The sequence below is a fragment of the Nocardioides sp. TF02-7 genome, assembly GCF_022437945.1.
Taxonomy (GTDB): domain Bacteria; phylum Actinomycetota; class Actinomycetes; order Propionibacteriales; family Nocardioidaceae; genus Nocardioides.
Window position 1 is genome coordinate 1,402,166 of sequence record NZ_CP092535.1, and the last position, 23,340, is coordinate 1,425,505.

Sequence of the window (23,340 nt, forward strand, 5' to 3'; positions counted from 1 at the left end):
ACCCTCTTCCTCCTCGATGGGCGTCGACCTGCTCGGCCGACGGGTCCGTAGTCGACCATCGCCGCATGGCGGGACGGTTCCACCGGGGATACGGACGCGTGAGTCCAAATGAGACGGCCCGGCGGTCAGCTCCGACCGGTCAGCTCCGACCGGTCAGCTCCGGGCGGTCAGCTCCGGGCGTCGGCCCGGTCGGCGGGCGCGAGGACCGCGGCCGCGTTGCCGAGCGCCCGCACGCGTGCGCCCAGGGCGAATCCCCGGAGGTCGGGGGTCCGGACGAGGTACTCCTCGGCGACCAGGTGCTTGAGGATCCGGTAGACCGTCGCCCGCGACATCGGCAGCACGTCGACCAGCTCCCGCGTCGTCACCCCCGCGCCCAGCTCGGCCACGGCCTCGAGCACGGCGAACGCGCTGTCGACGGCCGCCGGTTGCCGGGCGACGTAGCCGTCTCCCCGGTCGCGCCGGTCACGGGTCGCCACGGTGGTCCTCCGCTGCCGTCGACACCAGGACGTCGGCGACGAGCGTCTCCTCGTGCGCGCCTACCCGGCGCAGCCGCCGGGGCGCGGCTGCGCCCAGGACGGCGCTCCAGACCAGGCCCACCGTCACGACGCCGCCCAGGAGCGGGAGCACCAGCTGGGCGTCGCCGGACGCCCACCGCCAGATGACGCCGGCGACGCCCACCACAGCCGCCACCGCCAGCACGGTCGTCGCGGGACGGAGCTCGTCGAGCGAGCGCAGGAACGGCACCAGGGCCAGCGCGGCGCAGCCGTAGGCGACGCCCATGAGGAGGGTCGTTGTCTGGAGCAGGTCCCCCGGCACGGACGGCGTGCCTCTCCCCGTCAGCCAGGCGACCAGCGGCCCGACCACGACCACGGGGGAGCGCGCACCAGGTGGCGACGACCGGTACGCCGTGACCGTTCGTGCGTCCCACGCCCGCCGGGAGGACGCCCTCACGGGCGAAGGAGAACAGCAGCCTCGAGAGCGCCATCCAGGCGCAGACGGCCAGCGCGGCCATCGACACGGCGAGCACGACGAGGGCGGCGGCGTCGGCCCGGGACACCTCCTGACCGACCGCGAACCAGCGCCACGTGTAGCCGGCCTCCCGGTCGGGCTGCACGGTGCCCACCAGGTTGGCGGCGAGGAAGAGGCAGCCCGTGACGAGCAGGCTGGTGCGCATCGACCCCGGCACCGCCCGCAGCGGGCGGTCGGTCTCGAGCCCCACGGTGGCGCAGCTCTCGAAGGCGACCGTGAGCGTCGCGATCAGCGCGGCGCCGGCCAGGACCCGCTCCGATGACGCCCCCGACAGCGAGAGCACCTCCGGGCCCGGCGCGCCGTGCCGGACCAGCCAGAGGGCCAGGATCGCGCAGAGCAGCACGACGCTCGCCGTCTCGGCGACGAGCACCGCGCGGGTCGACCAGTGGACGCCCCGGTGGATCGCGGCCACGCAGCCGACCACCAGCAGCGTCAGCAGCACCCACCCCACCGGCGCGCCGGGCTGGTCGCCGCCGTTCGCGACCCACGCCGCCTCGAGCCGGCGGACGCCGCCGGTCAGGCCGAACCCGGCGAGGACGCCGTACGCCAGGACCATCGCGACGCCCACGACCAGCGCGACGGCCGGACCGAGCCCCCTTGGCCACGTAGGTGTAGACCGATCCCGCGGCGGTGAAGCGGGACGCGAACTGGTCGAACACCAGCGCCAGCAGCCAGGCGAGCCCGAACCCCAGGAGCGTGCTGACCCAGAAGCCCGGGCCCACGAGGGCCGGCAGGGCGAGACCGGTCCCGAGCGCACTCAGCGACGGGGTGAGCACCGCCAACGAGTGGGCCACCAGATCGGTCTGGCCCACCTGGCGTCGGGCCAGGCCGTCGAAGACCGAGCGCTCACGGAAGTCCGGACGCTGCCGTCTGCGCTCCCGCACCCGCCGCCCTCCGTCCGTCGGGGCCGGCTCCGCCGACCTGCCGGCGCGACGCTAGCGGCGGGGTGGGGGCGGCGACGCTTCGGCCGTGTTTCGGCGATGTTGCGCCCCGTCCGGTCCACCTCCACGGCCCGGGTCCGGCGGAAATGCCCCGCGCCTCCCCGCCGGAGCGGGAGGAGGCGCGGGACGTGCGTCAGGCTGCGGTCACTCGCCGCCGGCGCGCGGCACGTCGGCGCCGGAGCCCGCGTCGGACGGGCCCTCGGTGCCGCCACCCTCGACCACCGTCTCGAACGGCGGCAGGTCGGGCAGCTCGGAGACGCGCTGACCCTCGAACGTGAACGTCGCGTCGGGGCCCTCGCCCTCGACGTCGACCAGCACGATCTGGCCCGGGCCGACCTCGCCGTAGAGCATCTTCTCGGCGAGCACGTCCTCGATCTCCCGCTGGACCGTGCGGCGTAGCGGCCGCGCGCCCAGCACCGGGTCGAAGCCCCGCTGGGCCAGCAGGTTCTTCGCGCCCTGGGTGAGCTCCAGACGCATGTCGCGGTCCTTCAGCCGGACCTCCACCGCGGCGATCATGTTGTCGACCATCGCGACGATCTGCTCCTGCGACAGCGGCGGGAACACGATGATCTCGTCGACACGGTTGAGGAACTCGGGCCGGAAGTGCTGGCGCAGCTCCTCGGAGACCTTGGCCTTCATCCGGTCGTAGGAGCCCTGGGTGTCACCGGCCTGCTGGAAGCCGAGGTTGACGCCCTTCGCGATGTCCCGGGTGCCGAGGTTGGTCGTCATGATGATGACGGTGTTCTTGAAGTCCACGACCCGGCCCTGGGAGTCGGTCAGGCGACCCTCCTCCAGGATCTGCAACAGGCTGTTGAAGATGTCGGGGTGGGCCTTCTCGACCTCGTCGAAGAGCACCACGGAGAACGGCTTGCGCCGCACCTTCTCGGTGAGCTGGCCGCCCTCCTCGTAGCCGACGTAGCCCGGAGGCGAGCCGAACAGGCGGGAGACGGTGTGCTTCTCGCCGAACTCGCTCATGTCGAGCTGGATCAGCGCGTCCTCGTCGCCGAAGAGGAACTCCGCGAGCGTCTTCGACAGCCACGTCTTCCCGACGCCGGAGGGGCCGGCGAAGATGAACGAGCCGCCGGGCCGCTTCGGGTCCTTCAGGCCGGCACGGGTACGCCGGATCGCACGGCTGAGGGCCCGGACGGCCTCCTCCTGGCCGATGACCCGCTTGTGGAGCTCGTCCTCCATCTTGAGCAGCCGGGTCGACTCCTCCTCCGACAGCTTCACGATCGGGATGCCGGTCGCGACCGCCAGCACCTCGGCGATCAGCTCCTCGTCGACCTCGGCGACCTCGTCCATGTCGCCGGCGCGCCACTGCTTCTCGCGCTCGGCCTTCTTCAGGATGAGCTGCTTCTCCTCGTCGCGGAGAACGCGCGGCGGCCTCGAAGTCCTGGCCGTCGATGGCGGCCTCCCTTGCGCTGGCGCACCTCGGCGATCTTGTCGTCGTACTCGCGCAGGTCGGCGGGCGCCGTCATCCGACGGATCCGGAGCCGCGAGCCGGCCTCGTCGATGAGGTCGATCGCCTTGTCGGGCAGGAACCGGTCGGAGATGTAGCGGTCGGCCAGCGTGGCGGCCGAGACCAGCGCCTCGTCGGTGATCGTGACCCGGTGGTGCGCCTCGTAGCGGTCGCGCAGGCCCTTGAGCATCTCGATCGTGTGGGCGATCGACGGCTCGGCGACCTGGATCGGCTGGAACCGGCGCTCGAGCGCGGCGTCCTTCTCGAGGTACTTGCGGTACTCGTCGAGCGTCGTCGCGCCGATGGTCTGCAGCTCGCCGCGGGCCAGCATCGGCTTGAGGATGCTGGCGGCGTCGATCGCGCCCTCGGCCGCGCCGGCGCCGACGAGGGTGTGGATCTCGTCGATGAACAGCACGATGTCGCCGCGGGTGCGGATCTCCTTCAGCACCTTCTTGAGGCGCTCCTCGAAGTCGCCGCGGTAGCGGCTGCCGGCGACCAGTGCGCCGAGGTCGAGGGTGTAGATCTGCTTGTCCTTGAGCGTCTCGGGCACGTTGCCCTTGACGATGTCCTGGGCCAGGCCCTCGACGATCGTCGTCTTGCCGACGCCGGGCTCGCCGATGAGGACCGGGTTGTTCTTCGTCCGGCGCGAGAGGATCTGCATGACCCGCTCGATCTCCTGCTCACGCCCTATCACCGGGTCGAGCTTGCCCTCGCGGGCGTCCTGGGTCAGGTTGCGGCCGAACTGGTCGAGCACGAGCGACGACGACGGCGCGTCGCCACCGCCGGCCGTGGCCGCCGCGGCCTGGCCGGACTCCTTGCCCTGGAATCCGGAGAGCAGCTGGATGACCTGCTGGCGGACCCGGTTGAGGTCGGCGCCCAGCTTCTGCAGCACCTGGGCGGCGACGCCCTCGCCCTCGCGGATCAGGCCGAGCAGGATGTGCTCGGTGCCGATGTAGGAGTGGCCGAGCTGGAGCGCCTCGCGCAGCGACAGCTCGAGCACCTTCTTGGCTCGCGGGGTGAACGGGATGTGCCCGCTCGGCGCCTGCTGGCCCTGGCCGATGATCTCCTCGACCTGGGCGCGCACGGCCTCGAGCGAGATGTCGAGGGACTCCAGCGCCTTGGCGGCGACCCCCTCGCCCTCGTGGATGAGGCCCAGCAGGATGTGCTCGGTTCCGATGTAGTTGTGGGAGAGCATGCGGGCCTCTTCCTGGGCCAGCACGACCACCCGTCGGGCTCGGTCTGTGAACCGCTCGAACATCCGTTGCTCCTCACACGTCACGGGGGCTGTTCGTACAGGGGTACAACCCCGCAGACAGCCTACGCGTTCCGCGGGAACCCACGATCCCGTCCGCTCTCAGCGAACAGGCCGCTGGTCCCGGCGCCGACCCGGCTCATCTCCGCACCTGAAACGCACCGACCCGGCTCATCTCCGCACCCGAAACGCACCGACCCGGCTCATCTCCGCAGGGGACAGTGCGGAGATGTGCCGGGTCGGCTGCTCTGAGGTGCAGAGATGCGCCGGGTCGGCCGCTCTGAGGTGCGGAAATGCGACGGGTCGGCCGGTTTGAGGCGCGGAGATGTGCCGGGTCGGTCAGTGGACGGCGAGCTGGACGCGGCGGTGGGCGTTGCGCAGGTCGCTGCCGGCGGGGTTGCCGACCACGCGCAGCACGCGGGGGCCGGTCTGGCCGAGGACCACGCGCACCCGGTAGTCGCCGTCGCCGTCGGTGGAGACCCGGGCGCCGGTGAGGTCGACGAAGGTGCCGCCGCGCAGGGTCTGGACCTTGACCACGCCGGCGCGGCCCTGGCCGAGCGGGCCCGTGAGGCGACCGGTGAGGACGAACTGCTCCCCGGAGGCGGGCGTGGTGTCGGACGCGGCCACGGAGACGCGGGCGTGGGGCGCGGCGGCGTCGGCCGGTCCGGCGGTGACGGTCAGCGCCCCGAGGGCGGCGAGGCCGAGGCCGGCCGCGACGACGCGGGGAGCGGCCGGGAGAACGGGGAGGACGGGTAGGACGAGAAGGCGTGGTCATGGCGGGTTCCTGTCGGTCGTGGTGACGTGTGACAGGTAGACACCTCCGGTGCCGCGCAGGTTGCAGTCGCGGCGCCGGGTTCATCCTTTCGGACCTACGCCGGCCGTGCGAACCAGATGGTGCGGTGCGACCAGTCCCCGGGCCCGCGCCGGCGGCCCGAGCACACGAGGATCGCGAGCCGCGACCGGCCGCTGGAGGAGTAGAAGCCGGCCATCGCGGCCGTGGCCCGCACCCGGGTACGCCGCTCCACGCGGTAGCACAGCCGCTGGCCGCGGGGCCCGGCGACGACGATCCGGCCGCCGACGCGCAGCCGGTCGAGCAGCCGGTTGCCGAGCGCGGAGCCGTAGGAGCCGTCCCGCGGATAGGTGTGGGCCAGCATCCGTACGACGCCGTACCGGCTCCCCGGACGGATGCGGGACCGCTTGTCCCACGCGAGCTGCCACTTGCCGCGTGCGGTCAGGGGCGGCGGCAGCGGCGCGCCGTTCCGGTCACGGCCGCGGGCCAGCACCCGGGTCCGCCGGGTGACGCCGGGGATCCGGACCGACGCGGGCCGGAACGGCCGAGCCGCCTCCGAGCACGCCTTCCGCGGTGTCGCCCCCGATTGCCCCGCCTGCCCCGACTGCGCCACCGGGGTCACCGGCGCCACCGCCGGCACCGCCGGCACCGCCCCCTCCGGCGCACCGGACGCCGGGCCCGGCGCCGCCACGAGGACGGCGCCGAGCACGACCCCGGCGGCGAGGAGGGAGCGCACCCGAGGTGGGTGCGCGACCCTGCTCACGCCCCGTGCGGCTCGCGGGGGAGGTGTCCCCAGCGGAACCCGGTCGAGGGCAGCGGCGGCACCTTGACGACGCGGATCCGGGCGGTGTCCGAGTCGTTGCTGGTCCGGGTGTCGGGCGACCCCTTGATCACCGCGGTGTTGACGACCCGCTGGCCGACGACCGCGCGCGTCGCCTTCGCGACCACGACGACCGGAGCCGCCTTGCCGCTGGCCTTGATCCCGCCCGCGCGCTCGCAGGTCGCCACGTCGGCGCCCTTGCGGACCCGGCAGTCCCAGCCCTTGCCCCGGGCGGTGACCAGCTCCAGGCCCCGCGGCAGGCGGTCGGTGACCCGGATCGGTCCCGGCGCGGCGTCCGGGCCCCGGTTGGAGACCTGGATGCGGTAGCGCACCCGGTCGCCGACGGTGACCCGCGTGCCGCCCGCGACCCGCTTGTCGATCGCGAGGTCGTGGCGCTTCACCCGGTGGCAGGTGCTGTCCTCGTCGTCGGCGCAGCGCGCCCGGGCGGTCTCCCCCGGGTCGACGAGCGCGTTGGCGAGCATCCGGTCGCCCTGCCGGCGCACGGGCTTGACCCGCACGGTGTAGCTGACCGTCACCGTCTGTCCCGGGGTGAGGACGCCGGTGACGGCGAACCTCCCGCCCCGGATCGGGGGAGACGGACAGCGCGGGGTCGGAGGCACGGGGTGTCCGGACGACGGTCGCGTCGTCGAGCACGCCGCTCACCACGTCCTCACGGTCCACCGCGACGTCGGCAGTCCCGGTGTTGGTGAAGTGCAGCGTGTAGGTGACCCGGTCGCCGGTGGCGACCGCCCTGCCGTCGGCCGGCGTGGCGCTCTTGCGGTCGGTGAGCTCGCCGATCGGGTGCTCGGTGGCCGGCGGCTCCACCGGCGTGCACGCACCGGCCTCGCACTCGACCTGCGGCGTGTCGGGGGTCAGCACGTTGGCGAGCGCGTTGTCCCCGCGCTCCCCGTCGAGCAGGACCCGCACCCGGTAGGTGACGGTCACCGTCTCCTGGACCCCGATCGGGCCGGTCACGCGGAGGGTGGCTCCGGTGAGCCCGGCCGTGACCGCGGGCGTGGACACGGTCGGCCCGTCGACGACCTCGGCGTCGTCGAGGACGGCGGAGAGGTCGTCGGTCGCGTCGACCACACCGGCTGCCTGGCCGTCGTTGTGCCAGGTCAGGGTGTAGGTCACCTCGTCGCCCTCGGCCAGGCCGGTGCCCGCAGCGGGGTCGGCGGCCTTGTCCGGTACGACGTGCGGCAGCGGCGTCTCGACCGGCGGCGGCGCGCACGCGTCGTCGCCGGCGTCGCAGCGCACGCCGCTGACGGCGTTGACGAGGTCGTGGTCACCGAGGTTGGTGACGGTCACGGTGTAGGTGATCGTCACCTCCGCACCGGCGGCCAGCGGCCCGGTCCACACCAGGTCGGTCCCGGTCAGCTCCACCGACCCGCCGCCGGCGACGGTCACGTCGTCGACGTCGAGCGTCGCGTCGTCGAGCACGTCGGACAGGTCGTCCACGGCCGACGCGGGGTCGGCGGCCGAGTAGCTGCCGGCACCGTCGTTGCGCACGGTCACCGTGTAGGTGACCTCGTCGCCGGTGTCGACACCGGTCGCCGCGTCGCTGGTCTTGGTGAGGCGCAGGTGCCGCACCCGGTGCTCGGTGACCTCCGGCTCGCACCCGGCCGGCTCGCCCGGCTGGCAGGCGAGGGCGTTGGTGAGGACGTGGTCGCCCTGGTCGGCGAAGGGCAGCACGACGACGGTGTAGGTCACCGTCGCGGTCTGGCCCGCCGGCACCGTCCCCGTGACCGGCAGCAGCCCGTCACCGTCGGGAAGGTCGACGGTCAGGCCGTTGTCGGCGGTGGGCGGACCCACGAGCTCGGCGTCGTCGAGCACGCCGGACAGGTCGTCGACCGTGTCGACCCTGGCCGGGGCCAGGCCGTCGGTGTTGTCGAAGGTCAGCGTGTAGGTGATCTCGTCACCGGGCTCCACCGACGACCCCGGCGCGGGGACGGCCGACTTCGACTGCACCAGCGCCGACCCGGGGGTCTCGGTGGTGCTGCACTCCTCGCCGCCCGGCGGGACGTCGGCGACGGGGACGCAGGCGCTGTTGAGCAGCACCCGGTCGCCCGCGCCGGTGTAGCGCACCGTGTAGGTGACGGTCACGCTGTCGCCCGCCGGCAGCGGCCCGCTCCAGGCGAGCTCGTCCCCGGTCACGGTGGCGCCGCCGGTGACCGAGCCCGCCACCAGCTCGGCGTCGTCGAGGACGTCGCCCAGGTCGTCGGTCAGCGACGCCGGCGCGTCGGCCGTCCAGTCGCCGGGCCCGGGGTTGGTGAGCTCGATCGTGTAGGTGAGCTCCTCCCCGACGGCCGGCAGCGTCGCCTGCGAGGTCTGCTTGGTCACGGTCGAGCGCGGCAGCAGCAGCTCCTCGCTGTCGCACGGGACCGTGGTCGCCGGGTCGTCGCAGTCGGGGGGTCGCACCCGGCGGGGAGCCGACCGGCGGCGCCCAGGCGACGTTGCGGACCGTGCCGTCGCCGCCGCTGGCGAGCCGCACCGTGTAGGTGATCTCGACGGCCTCGCCGGCCGCCAGCGGGCCCGACCAGGTCAGCCGCGGCTCGGCGACCGTCACCGTGCCGACGGGATCGCCGTCGACGGTGGCGGTGGGCTCGTCGTTGGTCACGTCCGCGTCGTCGAGCACCGCGGTGAGGTCATCGACGACCCGGGCGGGGTTGGCCGCGCTGTAGTCGCCGTCGCCGGTGTTGGTCGCGGTGATCGTGTACGTCACCGTGTCCCCGGGGCGGGAGTCCGCCGTGGCGTTCGAGGTCTTCTCGATCTCGAGGCTCCTGGTGAGGACGGTGACGGGGTGGTCCTCCACCTCGCCGGTCGCCGCCGCGCCGGTCGGGGACGGGTCGGCCACCGCACCGGGGTAGAGCCGGAACCGGGCGTACGCCGTGGTCGTGCCCACCGGGCCGGCGGGGAACGTCACCTCGTGGCTCGCCGTACCGGGGGCGACCGTGACGACGACCCGCTCGGACGCCTCGAACGTGCCGCTGCCGTCGGTGTCGAGCCAGCCGGCCAGCGTGGCCGGCGCACCGGTGTCGTTGGTCGCGGTCACGTCGACCGTCGTCGGGTCGCCGGGCGTCATCTCGATGGCGCCGTCGATCCCGTCCTCGTCGTCGGACCCGGCGAGGTCGTCGCCGTCGGCACCCGCACCGGGACGGCCGTTGCTCTCGATGTCGGAGTCGGCGCCCAGCCGGAGGCCGGGTGCGACCGTGTGCCGCGGGCCGTCGGACTCGAGCAGGGTGCCGTAGCTGTCCGGGGCGTCGCCGTAGTCCTCGCACGACTGGGGCAGGGAGAGGTCGTTGTCGCCGTCGATGAAGAACCCGGAGTTGGAGAACCCGCGCCAGGTCGCGGTGACCTCGGACTGGTCCCGGAACCACGCCTGCCAGCGGCTCCGCACGTCACCGTTGCCGGAGACGGTCCCGCGGAAGGTCACCTGGCCGCTGGCCGGGTCCTCGGTGACCGCCACCTGGCTGCCGGGCGTCACGGCGTACCCCTCGGGCGTGGTCGGCGGGAGGAAGTCCGCCCGCTCGCCGTTGTCCATGTCGTTGATCGTCCAGATGCTGCTGAACGGCACCGGGGTGTCGGTGCCGGCCTGCACCCAGCGGAACGTCACCGCGACGGGGGAGCCGGAGCCGTTGAGGTTCCAGATCGCGTCGTCGCCGCTCACGTAGAAGCCGTCGGCGTTGATGGTGCCGCCGGCCGTGGTCGCGATCATGTCGACGACCTGGCCCTCGACCACGGAGACGCCGGTGTAGCGGGCGGTGGTGCCCGGGGGCGCCGCCGCCGGCCTGGTCGACGACGTCGCCGAAGGTCATCGCGTAGTACGGCTGGGTGGTCGGGGAGCACGCGGCGGGGCTGATCAGCCGCTCCAGCAGCACCCGGTAGTCCTCGACCTCGCCGTCGGGCGCCGGCCCGGTGGGCGAGGCGACCGCCGTGGCGTCGCTGCTGACCCGGACCCGGACGTGGGTGCGGATGTCGTCGGGGTTGACCGCGCGGCTGAACGTGACGTCGTTGTCGCCGGCCGTGACCGGCTGGGCCGCGGCGACCTGCTCGCCGTCGTCGGCGAAGTCGCCGTCGAGGTTCCAGTCGACCCAGACGCTCGCGAAGCCGTCGTCGGACGCGTTCACCGTCAGGTGGTTGACCACCGGCGCGGCCGTGACCGGGTCGGGGCCGGTGCGGGAGGGTCGGGTTCGGGTAGCCGAGGTCGGGGTTGAACTCGACCCCGTCCTCGTCGTCGGTGCCGTCGGTGTCGTCACCGTCCGCGGCGACGCCCGGCAGGCCGTCGGCCTCCCCCGTCGCGCTCGTCGCCGAGCATCGGGCCGGCGAGGGCGTGCACCGGCCCGTCGTCGGCGGCAGTCGTGCCGTAGCTGGCGGGGGCGTCACCCCAGTCGCACGCCAGGTTGAAGGCGATGTCGTCGATGGCGAGGTCGTTGCCGTTGCCGCCGGCCGCGTTGTTCATCATCAGGACCCGCACCTCGGACAGCGGCGCGACGAACTGGAGCCCGTAGCGGTTCCACTCGAGGCTGGAGGTGTTCGGGATGTCGCCGGTGCTGACCGACCTGATGAGGTTGCGCGTCTCGGGGTCGACCAGGACGAAGCTGACGTTCGGCACGATCGCCGAGCCGGCGTTGTTGGCGTTGGTGATCCATGCCGAGAAGTCGTAGGTGGCGCCGGGCCGCAGGCCGGTGAACGTCTTCTGGAAGAAGGTCCCCGCGGTCAGGTCGGCGTTCACCAGCATCATCCGGCCGTCGGTGTCGCCGGGCGTGCGGTCGCCGCCCTCGTGCCACCAGGGCCCGGCCGTGCCGGGGAGGCTCGAGACCAGCGCGTACTCCCCGTCGTTGACGAACTCCACGCTCTCGTGGGCGTACGTCGTCTGGCCGGCGGGCAGCGGCGGGCCGTAGCCGGTGCCGGTGCCGAACGTCTCGACGAACGGGTTCGCGCAGCCGTCCGCGACGTCGGTGCCGACCCGCGCGCGGTGGTCCTCCACCTCGCCGTCCGGCGCCGGTCCCCGGGACCGCTCGTCGAGCCCGGCCGTGGCAGGGGCGTCGGCGAGGGCGGCACTGGTGAGCCGGAGCCGGATCATCGGCCGGGCACCGTCGGGGAGCGCCAGCAGGCCGGTCCACTCCAGCGTGGCGGAGGTGGCGCCGGCGGGCACCTCGACGGTCGCGGCCTCGCCGGCCTGGAACGAGCCGTTCTCGTCGGCGTCGATCCAGCCGTAGAGCGTGGCGGGGGCGCCGAGGTCGTTGACGACCGGCACGGTGAGGGGCCACCGAGGTCGCACCGGGCGGGAGGACGACGTCGTCGAGGGCGTCCTCGTCGTCGGACCCGGTCGTGTCGTCGCCGAGGGCGTTGGCGCGGGGCTGCCCGTCGTCCTCCGCGTCGACGGTGGCGCCGAGCATCAGGTCGGCCGTGCCGGCTGCGGGGTCGTGGCCCACCAGCCCGTGCACCGGGCCCTCCGCGGCGAGGCTGGTGCCGAAGGTGTCGGGGGCGTCACCGGCGTCGCTGAACGGCTCGACGCGGACCCGGTAGTCCTCGACCTCGCCGGCGGTCGTCACGCCGGTCGGCTCGGCGACCGACGCCGCGTCGGGACCGATCCGCAGCCGCAGGTAGGACGTGCCGGTGGCGACGTCCGCCGGGACGTCCCAGGTCAGGTCGACCGCCGGTCCCGCGCAGGCGGGGGCGGTCGGAGCGCTCGTCGGCCTGGAAGGCGCCGTCACCGTCCCAGTCGATCCAGCCCGCGACGTTCCCCGGGCCGGTGCACGCGACGTCGGGGGAGCGTGTACGTCGTGCCGGGGCGGCCGGCGATCCGGGCCGGCGGCGTGATCGCGTTCTCGTCCGACCCGTCGGCGTCCGCGGCGGCACTCGGCTGGTGGGCACCCTCGGAGTCGACCGTGGCGCCCAGCCGGGTGGCGGGCTGGGTCGGGGTGTTGAGCGTGCTCCCGAACAGGCTGCTGTCGCCCTGGGGCACGGGACCGCCGGTGAACCCGGGCGAGTAGAGGGCGCCCGCGGCGCCGTAGGTCTCGGGCGCGTCACCGAAGTCGTTGAAGAGCATCACGCCGAGCGCGATCGCCGAGACGCCGCCGCCCTGGAGGGTGACCTCGGCCGAGGTGGCGTCCTCCATGAAAGCAACGCCGGCGGGTCCGGTCGGGCACACGGCGGCCGGGCCGGTCAGCCGCAGCGTCTGGCCGGTGCGGGTGACGGTGGTGTCGGAGATGCAGCCGTCGGTGCGGAGCCGGTCGATCATCCGCCACTGCGCGCCAGCGGGGATCGTCGCCTCGACGTACTCGTCGCCGCCGCTCTGCTCGGCATCGGCCATCACCAGGCCGGCCAGCGGCACGGGCGCGCCGCCCAGGGTCGCGGAGCAGCTCAAGGGGAAGGAGATCGTGGTGCCGTCGACGGCGTTGGCGAGACCCGAGATCAGCTGGTTGAGGTTGCCGGGCTCCCCGATCCGGTACAGGTCGTCGAGGGCGTCCCCGCCCCAGTTGCCCGGCCGGTAGGCGATCAGGTCGCCGCCCGAGACGGCGCCGATGGTGCAGGTGGTGCGGAGGGTGCCGCCCGCCACCTCGCGCTCGTTGGTGCGGGTGAGCCCGCCCGCCGGGATCGCCTCGCGCGGGCCGCCCCACTCGAACCAGTCGATCGCGCCGAGGTAGGCGCCGGAGCCGTCGGTCGCGTACCGGGCCTGGGCCGGCGTCGCGACCGCGAGGGCGCTCAGCAGGCCCGCGACGAGGGCCAGGGGCTAGTCCGGCGAGCGTGGAACGTCGGGCGGTCGTGAGCGCGCGCAAGAAGATCTCCCCATGTGACGTGTGCGAGCCGCGCGAACCAGCGTGCGCGGCCCGTGCAGCCTAGGGGAGGTCGGCGATGCTCCGTGCCTGGTTCTCGAGGTGATACAGGAGATTTCACTTCCGATACGCCGGCGGCAGCGCCCGCGCCGCCGCTGGCGCTAGTGCGCGGACTCGTACGCCGAGCGCACCTCCGCCGGGATCCGGCCGCGATCGGGGACCTCGTGGCCGTTGGCGCGGGCCCACTCGCGGATCTCCCGGGCCGACGCACCGCCACCGCTGGCGCCGCTGCTGCCGGAGCCGGCCGAGCCGCCGGACCGGCCGGCGCCGCGGCCCCGCCGGCCGCCGGCGACCTTGCGCGCGTGGCCGACGTACGTGGCCAGCGCCTCGCGCAGCTCGCCCGCGTGCTCGTCGTTGAGGTCGATCTCGTACGACGTCCCGTCGAGGCCGAACGACACCGTCTGCGTCGCGTCGGAACCGTCGATGTCGTCGACGAGGACGATGTTGACCCGCTGCGCCATGGGATTCTCCTCCTGAATGCGATAAATACGATCGGGAGCCGGATATCCCGGCACTTCTGAGGCGAAAGACTGCCACATTGCGGCAAGGCCCGGCGACTCGGATCGACGGGTTATCCGGAATACCCGTGGAATAGCGGTCCGATTATCTCGCGTTGCGGCGGAAGACCTTTTCCAGGCCGCGGAGCGTGAGGTCCGGGGAATGGTCGGTGAAGCAGCGGCAGTCGTCGAGCACCAGCGGCGCGAGGTGACCGGTGGCGACCACCCGCACGTCCGCCCGGTCGGTGCCGAGTGCGGCCACGATGCGCTCGACCATCCCGTCCACCTGGCTGGCGACGCCGAAGACCACGCCGGCCTGCAGCGCCTCGACGGTGTTCTTGCCGATCACGCTGCGCGGCCGCACGAGCTCGACCATCCGCAGCTGGGCGCCGCGGCGCCGCAGGGCCTCGAGCGATGTCTCGATGCCGGGCGTGATCGCGCCGCCCACATAACGGCCGTCGGCGTCGACGACGTCGAAAGTCGTCGCGGTCCCGCCGAAATCGACCACGACCGCCGGCCCGCCGAATTCGTCGGCCGCCGCCAGCGCATTCACGATCCGGTCGGTGCCGACCTCGCGCGGGTTGTCGACGAGGATCGGGACGCCGGTGCGGACACCGGGCTCGACGACCACGACCGGGACACCGGGAAAGGAGCCGCCGAGCATCTCCCGCCACGCGTTGAGCACGGCGGGCACGGTCGAGCAGACCGCCACTCCGTCGACCTCGGACGCGTGGTCCTGCAGCAGCCCGCTCAGCAGCACCGCCCAGTCGTCGGCCGTGCGGTGCTCGTCGGTCGCCACCCGCCACCGGTGGCGCACCTCGCCGGGGGCGTCGGCGCCGGCGGGCACCAGGCCCAGCACGGTGTGCGCGTTGCGGATGTCGACGGCGAGCAGGCTCATGTCACGGCGCCCGGAAGTCCAGCCCGAGGTCGAACACGGTCACCGAGTGGGTCAGCGCCCCGACGGAGACGAAGTCCACCCCGGTGGCACCCACCTCGCGCGCCCGGTCGAGGGTGAGGCCGCCGGACGCCTCGAGCGTGGCGCGCCCGTCGGTGATCCGAACGGCCTCGGCCATGTCGTCGGTGCTCATGTTGTCGAGCAGCACCTCGGTGCACCCGGCGTCGAGCACGGCGCGCAGCTCGTCGAGGTCGGTGACCTCGACCTCGACCCGCAGCCCCGGGGCGGCCGCGACCACCGCGCGGTACGCCGCCACCACGCCGCCGGCCGCGACCGCGTGGTTGTCCTTGACCATCGCCCGGTCCGCCAGGCTGAACCGGTGGTTGACCCCGCCGCCGCAGCGGACGGCGTACTTCTGCAGGGAGCGCCAGCCGGGCAGCGTCTTGCGGGTGTCGAGGACCCGTGCGCCGGTGCCCTCGAGGGCGGCGACCCAGCGGGCGGTCGCCGTGGCGACCCCCGACAGGTGGGAGGCGAAGTTGAGCGCGGTGCGCTCGGCCGTCAGCACCCCCGCGACCGGCCCCTCGACCGTCATCACGACGTCGCCGGCCGCCACCGCGGAGCCGTCGGGGGACCCGTCCGCTGACCCGCACCTCCGTGCCGAGGGCGTAGCGGAACGCGAGCTCGGCGACGCCCAGCCCGGCGACGACCCCCGGCTCGCGGGCCGCGACGTCGGCGACGGCCCGCCCCATGTCCGGCATCGCCGCCGAGGTCACGTCGGGAGCGCCGCCGGGCAGGTCCTCCTCGAACGCGACCGCGACGTGGTCGTGCACCGCCTGCGGGTCGAGGCCGGCGCCGGCCAGCTCGTCGCGGAGGCCGGCGGGGAGGTCGGTGCAGGGCGTGCGGGCGATGCTCATGCCGGTTGCTCCTGTCGGCCGGGGTCGGTCGGCTCCGCCGGCGCGAACACCACCGTGGTCGTCCCGTCGTCCATGACGACGTCGAAGTGCCCCGACCACCGCTGGTCGTCGCGCTCGGGGAAGTCCTCGCGCCAGTGGGAGCCGCGGGTCTCCTCCCGGAGCGCGGCGGCGTCGGCGAGGGCGGCGCTGATCGTGAGCAGGTTGGTGGTCTCCCAGGAGTCCTGGTCGACCTGCTCGGCCGCGTGCCCGGCGAGCTTGTCGAGCACGGCCGACGCGTCGGCGAGCCCGGCGGCGGAGCGGAGGACGCCCACCCGCGACGACATCGTCTCCTGCAGCTCGCGCCGGACCGCCCCGGAGACCAGCCCGGGGGTGCGGGCGTCGGGGACCGGGTCGGACCAGGGCCGCAGCTCGTCGGGTAGCACGGTCGCGATCCGCCGCGAGAACACCAGGCCCTCGAGGAGGGAGTTCGACGCGAGCCGGTTGGCGCCGTGCACGCCCGAGCACGCCACCTCGCCGGTCGCGTAGAGGCCCGGCAGGTCGGTGCGGCCGTCGAGGTCGGTCCGTACGCCGCCCGAGGCGTAGTGGCAAGCGGGCGCGACCGGGATCAGCCGGGTGACCGGGTCGATGCCGTGCGACCGCGCCGTCGCGAGGATCGTGGGGAAGCGGCGCTCCCAGAACGCGGCGCCGAGGTGGCGCGCGTCCAGCCACATGTGCGGGCGTCCGGTCTCGAGCATCCGCTTCATGATCGCCTTCGCCACCACGTCGCGCGGGGGCGAGATCGGCGAGCGGGTGCTGGCCCTGGAGGAACCGGTGACCGTCGTCGTCGACGAGGAACGCGCCCTCCCCCTGACCGCCTCGGAGATCAGCGGCTGCTGCCCGCGCGACTCCGGGCCGAGGTACATCACGGTCGGGTGGAACTGGACGAACTCCAGGTCGCGCAGCGTCGCCCCGGCCCGGAGCGCCAGCGCCATCCCGTCGCCGGTCGCCACCGCCGGGTTCGTGGTCTGCGAGAACACCTGCCCGAGGCCGCCGCTGGCGAGCACGACGGCCCGGCAGAGCACCGCGCCCACGCCGTCGCGCTGCCCCTCGCCCATCACGTGCAGCGTGACGCCGGCGACGCCGCCGTCCTCGGCGAGCAGCAGGTCGACGGCCAGCGCGTGCTGGACCACCTCGATGTCGGGCGCGGCCGCCACGGCCGCCGTGAGCGCCCGTTGGATCTCGGCGCCGGTCGCGTCGCCCCCCGGCGTGCGCGATCCGGTCGCGGTGGTGGCCACCCTCCCGGGTCAGGGAGAGCAGCCCCTCGGCGTCGAGGTCGAAGTTCGTTCCGAGCGCGATCAGCTCGCGCACCGCCTCCGGGCCCTCGGTGACCAGCGCCCGGACGGCGGCCCGGTCGCAGGCGCCGGCCCCGGCCACGAGCGTGTCGACCTCGTGCTCCTCCGGGGTGTCGCCCGGGCCGAGGGCGGCCGCGATGCCGCCCTGCGCCCACTGGGTGGACCCGGCGGCGAGGACGTCCTTGGTCACCAGGAGCACCTTGTCGACCCGCTCACGCAGCCGCAGTGCCGCGGTCAGCCCGGCGATGCCGGAGCCGACGATGACGACGTCGGCGCGCGTCGTCCACCCGGGCTCGGGTGCGGCGAGCCGGCCGGGCACGCGGCGGGTGCTGGCGGGCGTGGGCATTGCCGCAGGCTATCGGTGCCCGGTCAGCCCACGGCCGTGACGTCGCCGCGCGCGAGCGCCGGGTCCCCGAAGGTCTCCGCGGCGTCGGACCCGGTCGCGACCACCTTGTTGTCCGCGTCGACGAAGACCACGTGCGGTCGGTGGGCGCGGGCCTCCTCGGTCGTCATCTGGCCGTAGCCGATCAGGATGACCAGGTCGCCGGGGTGGACGAGCCGCGCGGCGGCGCCGTTGATGCCGATCACGCCGGACCCCCGCTCCCCCGCGATCGTGTAGGTCTCCAGCCGGGCGCCGTTGGTGATGTCGACGACGTGGACCAGCTCGCCGGGCAGCAGGTCGGCCGCGTCGAGCAGGTCCTCGTCGACAGTCACCGAGCCGACGTAGTGCAGGTCTGCCTGGGTCACCGTGGCGCGGTGGATCTTGCTGGTCATCATGGTCCGAAGCATCAGCTGCTCCCCTCCGTCGGCGGCACCCCGAGGGTGAGCGCCGTGTTGTCGATCAGGCGGGTGGAGCCGACCCGGGCGGCGATGAGCGCGCGGGCGGGGGTGCCCGGCGGGGCGTCGTCGGTGAGCTCGCCGAGGTCCGGCGCCCGGACCTCGAAGTAGTCCAGGTCGACGCCCTGGGCGGCCCGCAGCTCGGCGCGGCCGGCGCCGAGCGCCCGCTCGAGGCCGTAGACCGCGTCGCGCCGGGCGGCGACGAGCACCCGGTGGAGCACGGTGGCCTGCAGCCGCTGCTCCTCGTCCAGGTAGCGGTTGCGGCTGGACCGGGCGAGCCCGTCGGGCTCCCGGTCGGTGGGCGCGCCGACGACCTCCAGCGGGCCGACGCTGCCGCTGAGACACAGGTCCTCGGCCATCCGCCGGATCAGCACCAGCTGCTGGTAGTCCTTCTCACCGAACACCGCCAGGTCGGGCCGCACCAGGCCGAACAGCTTCGCGACGACGGTCAGCACGCCGCGGAAGTGCCCGGGGCGGGTGCGCCCCTCGAGCACACCGGCGAGCGGACCCGGGTCGAGGGTCACGGCCGGGCTGTCCTCGCCCGTCGGGACGCCGCCGGGATACATCTCCGCGACGGTGGGCGCGAACACCACGTCGACGCCCTCCCGCGCGCAGACCTCGAGGTCGGCGTCGAACGTGCGCGGATAGCGGTCCAGGTCCTCGCCGGGCCCGAACTGGAGCGGGTTGACGAAGATCGACACGACGACGGCGCCGTCGTCGCCGGCGCGCCCGCGGGCGACCCGCACCAGGCTCGCGTGGCCCTCGTGGAGGGCACCCATCGTCGGCACCAGTGCCAGCGACCCCTGCGACCGCCGGGGGCCGAGGGCCTCGGCGAGCTCCGCGCGGGTGCGCGCGACCGCGGGCGTCCGCCCGGCGACCGCCATCAACGCTCCACGGCGTGCGCGACGGTGCCGGGAGCGGCCGGGCGGTCGTGAAGGGCGGTCGCGCCGTCGAGGAGCGCCTTGATCCGTGCGGCGCGGATCGGCAGCACCCGGCCGTCGGTGACCGCGCGGTCGAGGGTGGCGCGCGCCATCGCGACGTACGACGGGATCGTGTCGGGCTGGTTGGCGGCGATGTCGTCGAGGTGCGCGGCGACGGTCTGCACGTCGCCGCGGACGATCGGCCCGGTCAGGGCCGCGTCGCCGTCGGCGAGCGCGTTGTCGAGAGCGGCCTGCAGCAGCGGGCGGAGGGTACCCGCGGGGTCGTCGGACCCGGCGGCGGCGAGCAGGCCCATCGCCTCGCTGACGAGGGTGACCAGGTGGTTGGCGCCGTGGGCGAGCCCCGCGTGGTAGAGCGTCCGCATCTCCTCCGGGACCCACGTGGGCCGGCCGCCGAGGTCGGCGACCAGCTGCTGCGCCAGCCCGCGGTCCGCGGGCCCGGCGGTCAGCCCGAACACGCAGCCGTCGAGGCGGTCGAGGTCGACGGCGGTGCCGGTGAAGGTCATCGCCGGGTGCAGCGCGACCGGCCGGGCGCCGGCGGCGGCCGCCGGCTCGAGGACGGCCAGCCCGTGCCGCCCGGAGGTGTGCACGACGTACTGCCCCTCGCGGACGGCGCCGGAGTCGACGAGGACCCGCACCACGTTGGGCAGCATGTCGTCGGGGACGGTGAGCAGCAGCAGGTCGCAGGCGCGGGCGACAGCGCTCGGCTTCAGCAGCGGCACCCCCGGCAGCAGCGCCGCGGCGCGTTGCCGGGAGGCGTCGGACTCGCCGGCGGCGGCGGTGACGGTGTGGCCCGCGGCCCGGAGCCGGGCCGCCAGGACGGCGCCGACCCGGCCGGCGCCGATGACGCCCACGCTGAGGCGGGCGGACGACGGCAGCGTCATCATCTCGAACCTTTCCGTTCCAATCCCGCCGACCACCGGCGGCGTGCGCCGCCGGCCGGTGTGGGTACCGGACGTGTGCTCATTCGATGCAACAACGAGCCTAGGCGCGATCCATCCCGCCCCGACACCCCGTGCGGACGTGACGTGGGCTACACCGGCCGGATCACCGGAGGCCCGCCGGGTGGGCGCGCTGAGTACCGTTCCGCGTGTGTTCAGGCGTCGCAGGTCACTGCTGGTCAGCATCGTGGTCCCGGCGTACGACGTCGCCGCCTACCTGCCGGCGTGCCTCGACAGCCTGCTGGCGCAGACCCACCGCGACCTGGAGGTGGTGGTCGTCGACGACGGCTCGCCGGACGAGTCGGGCGCGATCGCCGACGCCTACGCGGCGCGGGACGGGCGGGTGCGGGTCCTCCACATCGCCAACCGCGGGCTCGGCGGTGCCCGCAACGAGGGGGGTCCGCCAGGCGCGCGGCGAGTTCCTCGGCTTCTGCGACGCCGACGACCTGATGACGCCCCGCGCCGTCGAGCTGCTGCTCGCCCACGCCCGCGCGACCGGCGCCCCGCTGGTGACCGGAAACGTCGTGCGGCTCGACGGCGACCGCCGCCCCGGGCTGCGCTGGATGAACCGGCTGCACGCCGACCGGGCCGCGATCGCGATCGACGACCTCCCCGAGCTGCTCGGCGACGTCTTCGCGTGGAACAAGCTCTACCGTCGGGACTTCTGGGAGCGCGCCGGCCTGTCCTGGCCCGAGCGGGTCCGCTACGAGGACCAGCCGACGACCACCGAGGCCTACCTGCGGGCCGGCCGGGTCGGCGTCCTGCCCGAGGTCGTCTACCAGTGGCGGGTGCGCGGCGACGGGACGTCGATCACCCAGCAGCGGGCGACGGTCGCCGACCTCACCGACCGGTGGACCACCAAGCGGATGGCGCTGCGCTCGGTCGAGGAGTACGACGCCGCCGCGGTGACCGCGGTCTTCCGCGAGCGGGTGCTGCCGGGCGACATGTGGCAGTACTTCGTCAACATCCCCGAGGCCTCCGACGAGTGGTGGCAGCTGCTCGTCGCCGGCGTCCGCGACCTCTGGGGCCCCGGCCGCTCGCTGACCGGCACCACCCTGCCGCCGGCGCACCGGCTGACCGGCTGGCTGGTCGAGCAGGACCGCCGCGCCGACGCCGCGCACGTCGTGGGCTACGCGCGCAGCCTGGGCGCCCCCGCTGCCGCGGGTCACGCTGCCCGACGGCTCGGTGCGGGTGGACGTGCCCGGTCTCGACCCCGCCACGGTGGCGCCGGAGGCGCTGCTGCTCCGCGCCGAGGAGCGCTGACCGGCGGCGCTGCCGGGCGCTGCCTACGTTGCTGGTCCTGCCGGTGCTGCCGGTGCTGCCGGCCGGGCTACTCCTCGACCAGCCCGGCCTCGGCGAGGAAGTCGGCCGCGACGTCGGCCGGCTTCTCCCGGTCGACGCTGACCCGGGCGATCAGCTCGGCGAGCGTCTCGTTCTCCAGCGCGGCCATCAGGTCCTCCAGCAGCGGCCGGACGTCCTCGTGGTCGCTGAGGAAGCCGCTGGACACCGCCGGCACCAGGTTCTGCGCCGGCTGGATGCCGCGGTCGTCCTCGAGCAGCACCAGGCCCTGGTCGTCGAGGGTGCCGTCGAGGGTGCCGGTCTGGCCCAGCTCGGACTCCCCGTCGAGGACCGACTGGTAGGTCTCCGGGCTGGCGTAGCCGAGCGGGAGCAGCTTCTCGATCTCGATGCCGTAGACCTCGCGCAGCCCCTTCTCGCAGTCGTCGCGACCCTCGCAGTCGGCGTGGGCCGCCAGGGTGACCGGCTCGCCCTCGAGGTCGGAGAGCCGCGTGACGCCGTTGGCGTCGGCGAACTCCTCGGTGACGAAGAACGCGTTCTGCGACGCCGCCGGCGACGGCTCCAGCAGGGTGATGCCGGCCTCGTCGGCCAGCGGCTCGATCGCCGCGAGCGACTCGTCGACGTCGTTGGTGGTCACCGGGGCCGCGTCGGGGCCGTTGGTCCGGGTGTTGAGGAAGTCGCCCAGCCCGGCGACGTACTCCGGCACGATGTCGATGTCGCCCGGGAACTCCGCCATGTAGGCGTCACGGGTGTCGACCAGCGTCGTCTCGACGTCGTAGCCGCCGGCCTCGAGCAGCTGGGCGTACATCTCGGTCACGAGCGCCGCCTCGTCGAACGACTGGCTGGCGATGGTCACGGCGCCCCCACCGTCGGCGTCGCCGCCGGAGCCGCCGTCGTCGCCCGCGAGGTCGTCGCCCGCGCAGGCGGAGAGGGGACAGGAGCGCGCCGGCCGCGAGAGCGGCGGCGAGCCGGCGTCCGGGAGCGGGGAGCTGCTGGGTCATGAGGCCACCTTCTGTGTCCCGTGGCCGCAGCCACGCGTGTCCGGTCGGATCAGTCGCCCACCCTAGGGGCGAGCGCCGACATCTCGTCGGGACGTCTCACCCGCTCCCGGCGCTGGGTGCGCTGCTCGGGCAACCGGACCCGGCGCTGCACCGCGGCGCCGGCCAGCTCGAGGACCAGCGCCACCAGCGCGACGACGGCCGCGCCGGCCAGGCCCTGGCCGTAGTCCTGGTTGGCGAAGCCGAGGGTGATCACGTTGCCGAGCCCGGGACCGGCGACCAGCGCGGCGATCGTCGCCGTCGCCCACACCTGCACCAGCGCCAGCCGCACCCCGCTCACCACGAGCGGCAGCGCCAGCGGCAGCTCGACCCGCCGGAACAGCTGCCAGCCCGACATCCCCAGCCCGACCGCCGCCTCCTTGGTGTCGGCGGCGACCCGCGCACGGCGACGTAGGTCTGGGTGATCAGCGGCGGCAGCGCGAACAGCGCCAGGGCGACGAGGGTCGCCAGCCCCGCGCGACCGTAGGGCCCGAGGTACGCCGTCCCTGGCCACTCCGCGCGCACCAGCAGCGCCAACAGGGCGAGGATGGGCACGGCGCGGCCGACGTTCGAGACGCCGGCCGCCAGGAACCCGCCCCGGCCCAGGTGGCCGAGCCAGCACGCGAGCGGGATCCCGACCACCACGGCGAGGAGCAGCGCGGTGACGGTGAGCAGCAGCTGCTCGCCGAGCAGGTCGAGCATCCCGCCGTCGCCGGTCCAGTGGTCGCCGGTGGTCAGGTAGGCCCACATCTCACGGAAGACGTTCACCGCGCCACCTCCAGGCGGGCGCGGGTCCACGGGGTGGCCAGCCGCTGCACGAGCAGCACGAGCAGGTCCAGGGCCAGCGCCAGCAGGACGCAGAGCACCGACGCGGTCAGCAGCTCGGCCTTGAAGTCGGTCGCCCGGCCGTGGTTGATCAGGTCGCCGAGGCCGCCGTGGGCCACGATCGTCCCGACCGTCGCGAGTGCGACCGTCGAGACCATGGCCACCCGCAGGCCGGTGAGGACGACCGGGAGCGCCAGCGGCAGCTCGACCCGGGTCAGCAGCCGGAACCCGTCGTAGCCCAGACCGACCGCGGACTCGCGCACCTCCGCCGGCACCGAGCGCAGCCCGTCGAGGAACGCGCGGACCAGGATCGTGAGGCAGTAGAGCGCCAGCCCGATCACCACGGTGGTGGCGGTGAGCCCGGTGAACGGCACCAGCAGCGGCAGCAGCGCGAGCGAGGGCACCGTGTAGAGGCTGGTGGCGAGGCCGAGCACCAGGCCCTCAAGCCGCTCCCACCGCCGGGCGACGAGCGCGAGCGGCAGCGCCAGCAGCAGCCCGAGACCGACGGCCGCCAGCGTGAGCACCAGGTGGTCGACGGTCGCCTGCTGGATCTCCTCGCGGTAGTCGCGCAGGTAGTCGACGCACACCCACTCGTTGCCGGTGAACCGGCCGTAGCAGGTCTCCGCCCTGGTGGCGGCGCCCCCCGGTAATGTCACGGGCATGGACGCTAGCGCGCCCTCGTTGCGGAAGGCGGACGAC

General features: G+C 74.2%; 18 protein-coding genes and 4 pseudogenes. 1 reads left to right on the top strand and 21 read right to left on the bottom strand.

Translation table 11 applies throughout. From position 1 onward, the window contains the following. Positions 1-167 precede the first annotated feature (167 nt). The 17 genes and pseudogenes from MF408_RS07115 to MF408_RS07200 form a co-directional block, all read right to left on the bottom strand. The gene (locus tag MF408_RS07115; RefSeq protein WP_240250813.1) at positions 168-398 is read right to left on the bottom strand and encodes a helix-turn-helix domain-containing protein; all 231 of its coding nucleotides are present in this window, start codon (positions 396-398) and stop codon (positions 168-170) included. Further along, entirely contained in the window at positions 362-1,786 is a 1,425-nt protein-coding gene (locus tag MF408_RS07120) for an APC family permease (RefSeq protein WP_240250814.1), read from the bottom strand. The genes MF408_RS07115 and MF408_RS07120 overlap by 37 nt, the downstream gene beginning before the upstream one ends. 328 nt (positions 1,787-2,114) lie before the next feature. Next, positions 2,115-4,687: pseudogene (locus MF408_RS07125) on the bottom strand (ATP-dependent Clp protease ATP-binding subunit). A 333-nt stretch (positions 4,688-5,020) separates the two neighbouring features. Further along, positions 5,021-5,308, bottom strand: a complete 288-nt coding sequence (locus tag MF408_RS07130) for a hypothetical protein (protein ID WP_240250815.1) — start codon at positions 5,306-5,308, stop codon at positions 5,021-5,023. 242 nt (positions 5,309-5,550) lie between these two features. Then, positions 5,551-8,631 (bottom strand): hypothetical protein, encoded by a 3,081-nt coding sequence (locus MF408_RS07135; protein WP_240250816.1) that lies wholly within the window; start codon positions 8,629-8,631, stop codon positions 5,551-5,553. A 118-nt stretch (positions 8,632-8,749) separates the two neighbouring features. Beyond that, a pseudogene (locus tag MF408_RS07140) lies at positions 8,750-9,373 on the bottom strand (GEVED domain-containing protein); the annotation flags it as partial. Between the two features lie 316 nt (positions 9,374-9,689). Then, positions 9,690-10,418 (bottom strand): GEVED domain-containing protein, encoded by a 729-nt coding sequence (locus MF408_RS07145; RefSeq protein ID WP_240250817.1) that lies wholly within the window; start codon positions 10,416-10,418, stop codon positions 9,690-9,692. A 125-nt stretch (positions 10,419-10,543) separates the two neighbouring features. After that, positions 10,544-11,548, bottom strand: coding sequence for a GEVED domain-containing protein (locus MF408_RS07150; protein ID WP_240250818.1), 1,005 nt, complete (start codon positions 11,546-11,548; stop codon positions 10,544-10,546). Positions 11,549-12,004: 456 nt separating this feature from the next. Then, the gene (locus MF408_RS07155) at positions 12,005-13,024 is read right to left on the bottom strand and encodes a CshA/CshB family fibrillar adhesin-related protein (protein WP_345893922.1); all 1,020 of its coding nucleotides are present in this window, start codon (positions 13,022-13,024) and stop codon (positions 12,005-12,007) included. Positions 13,025-13,231: 207 nt separating this feature from the next. After that, positions 13,232-13,591, bottom strand: coding sequence for an Lsr2 family protein (locus MF408_RS07160; protein ID WP_240250819.1), 360 nt, complete (start codon positions 13,589-13,591; stop codon positions 13,232-13,234). Between the two features lie 142 nt (positions 13,592-13,733). Continuing rightward, complete coding sequence (locus MF408_RS07165; protein WP_240250820.1) at positions 13,734-14,525, bottom strand: type III pantothenate kinase; 792 nt, start codon at positions 14,523-14,525, stop codon at positions 13,734-13,736. Between the two features lies 1 nt (position 14,526). Further along, the gene (nadC, locus tag MF408_RS07170) at positions 14,527-15,135 is read right to left on the bottom strand and encodes a carboxylating nicotinate-nucleotide diphosphorylase (RefSeq protein WP_275693371.1); all 609 of its coding nucleotides are present in this window, start codon (positions 15,133-15,135) and stop codon (positions 14,527-14,529) included. Between the two features lie 297 nt (positions 15,136-15,432). Next, positions 15,433-16,710 carry an FAD-binding protein gene (locus MF408_RS07180; RefSeq protein WP_345893867.1) on the bottom strand — a complete coding sequence of 426 codons (1,278 nt, stop codon included), beginning with the start codon at positions 16,708-16,710 and terminating at the stop codon, positions 15,433-15,435. Continuing rightward, positions 16,703-17,113 (bottom strand): annotated as a pseudogene (locus MF408_RS07185) (FAD-dependent oxidoreductase); the annotation flags it as partial. The gene MF408_RS07180 and the pseudogene MF408_RS07185, both read right to left, overlap by 8 nt. A gap of 23 nt (positions 17,114-17,136) precedes the next feature. Next, entirely contained in the window at positions 17,137-17,556 is a 420-nt protein-coding gene (gene panD / locus MF408_RS07190) for an aspartate 1-decarboxylase (protein WP_240250821.1), read from the bottom strand. Beyond that, a complete protein-coding gene (gene panC, locus MF408_RS07195; protein ID WP_240250822.1) occupies positions 17,556-18,488 on the bottom strand; it encodes a pantoate--beta-alanine ligase in 933 nt (310 codons plus the stop codon). Before panC ends, panD begins: the two co-directional genes overlap by 1 nt. Then, positions 18,488-19,429 (bottom strand): DUF2520 domain-containing protein, encoded by a 942-nt coding sequence (locus MF408_RS07200; protein WP_240250823.1) that lies wholly within the window; start codon positions 19,427-19,429, stop codon positions 18,488-18,490. The genes panC and MF408_RS07200 overlap by 1 nt, the downstream gene beginning before the upstream one ends. A 503-nt stretch (positions 19,430-19,932) precedes the next feature. On the opposite strand from MF408_RS07200, the pseudogene MF408_RS25120 reads away from it, so the two are divergent. Next, positions 19,933-20,085 (top strand): annotated as a pseudogene (locus MF408_RS25120) (hypothetical protein); the annotation flags it as partial. A gap of 728 nt (positions 20,086-20,813) precedes the next feature. Here the strand turns inward: MF408_RS25120 and MF408_RS07205 are convergent. The 4 genes from MF408_RS07205 to MF408_RS07220 all read right to left on the bottom strand — a co-directional run bounded on the left by MF408_RS07205 (position 20,814) and on the right by MF408_RS07220 (position 23,303). Next, positions 20,814-21,635: an ABC transporter substrate-binding protein gene (locus tag MF408_RS07205; RefSeq protein WP_240250824.1), complete on the bottom strand. Its 822-nt coding sequence runs from the start codon at positions 21,633-21,635 to the stop codon at positions 20,814-20,816. 194 nt (positions 21,636-21,829) lie between these two features. Then, on the bottom strand, positions 21,830-22,174 hold the full coding sequence (locus MF408_RS07210; RefSeq protein WP_240250825.1) for an ABC transporter permease subunit: 345 nt from the start codon (positions 22,172-22,174) through the stop codon (positions 21,830-21,832). Then, complete coding sequence (locus MF408_RS07215) at positions 22,114-22,584, bottom strand: hypothetical protein (RefSeq protein WP_240250826.1); 471 nt, start codon at positions 22,582-22,584, stop codon at positions 22,114-22,116. Before MF408_RS07215 ends, MF408_RS07210 begins: the two co-directional genes overlap by 61 nt. Next, positions 22,581-23,303, bottom strand: a complete 723-nt coding sequence (locus MF408_RS07220) for an ABC transporter permease (RefSeq protein WP_240250827.1) — start codon at positions 23,301-23,303, stop codon at positions 22,581-22,583. The genes MF408_RS07215 and MF408_RS07220 overlap by 4 nt, the downstream gene beginning before the upstream one ends. Positions 23,304-23,340 lie beyond the last annotated feature (37 nt).

Coding starts and splice junctions, on each gene's coding strand:
- MF408_RS07200 (WP_240250823.1), bottom strand. CDS start 19,429: ATGATGACGCTGCCGTCGTCCGCCCGCCTCAGCGTGGGCGTCATCGGC.
- panD (WP_240250821.1), bottom strand. CDS start 17,556: ATGCTTCGGACCATGATGACCAGCAAGATCCACCGCGCCACGGTGACC.
- MF408_RS07210 (WP_240250825.1), bottom strand. CDS start 22,174: ATGTCGGGCTGGCAGCTGTTCCGGCGGGTCGAGCTGCCGCTGGCGCTG.
- MF408_RS07220 (WP_240250827.1), bottom strand. CDS start 23,303: ATGCCCGTGACATTACCGGGGGGCGCCGCCACCAGGGCGGAGACCTGC.
- panC (WP_240250822.1), bottom strand. CDS start 18,488: ATGGCGGTCGCCGGGCGGACGCCCGCGGTCGCGCGCACCCGCGCGGAG.
- MF408_RS07160 (WP_240250819.1), bottom strand. CDS start 13,591: ATGGCGCAGCGGGTCAACATCGTCCTCGTCGACGACATCGACGGTTCC.
- MF408_RS07165 (WP_240250820.1), bottom strand. CDS start 14,525: ATGAGCCTGCTCGCCGTCGACATCCGCAACGCGCACACCGTGCTGGGC.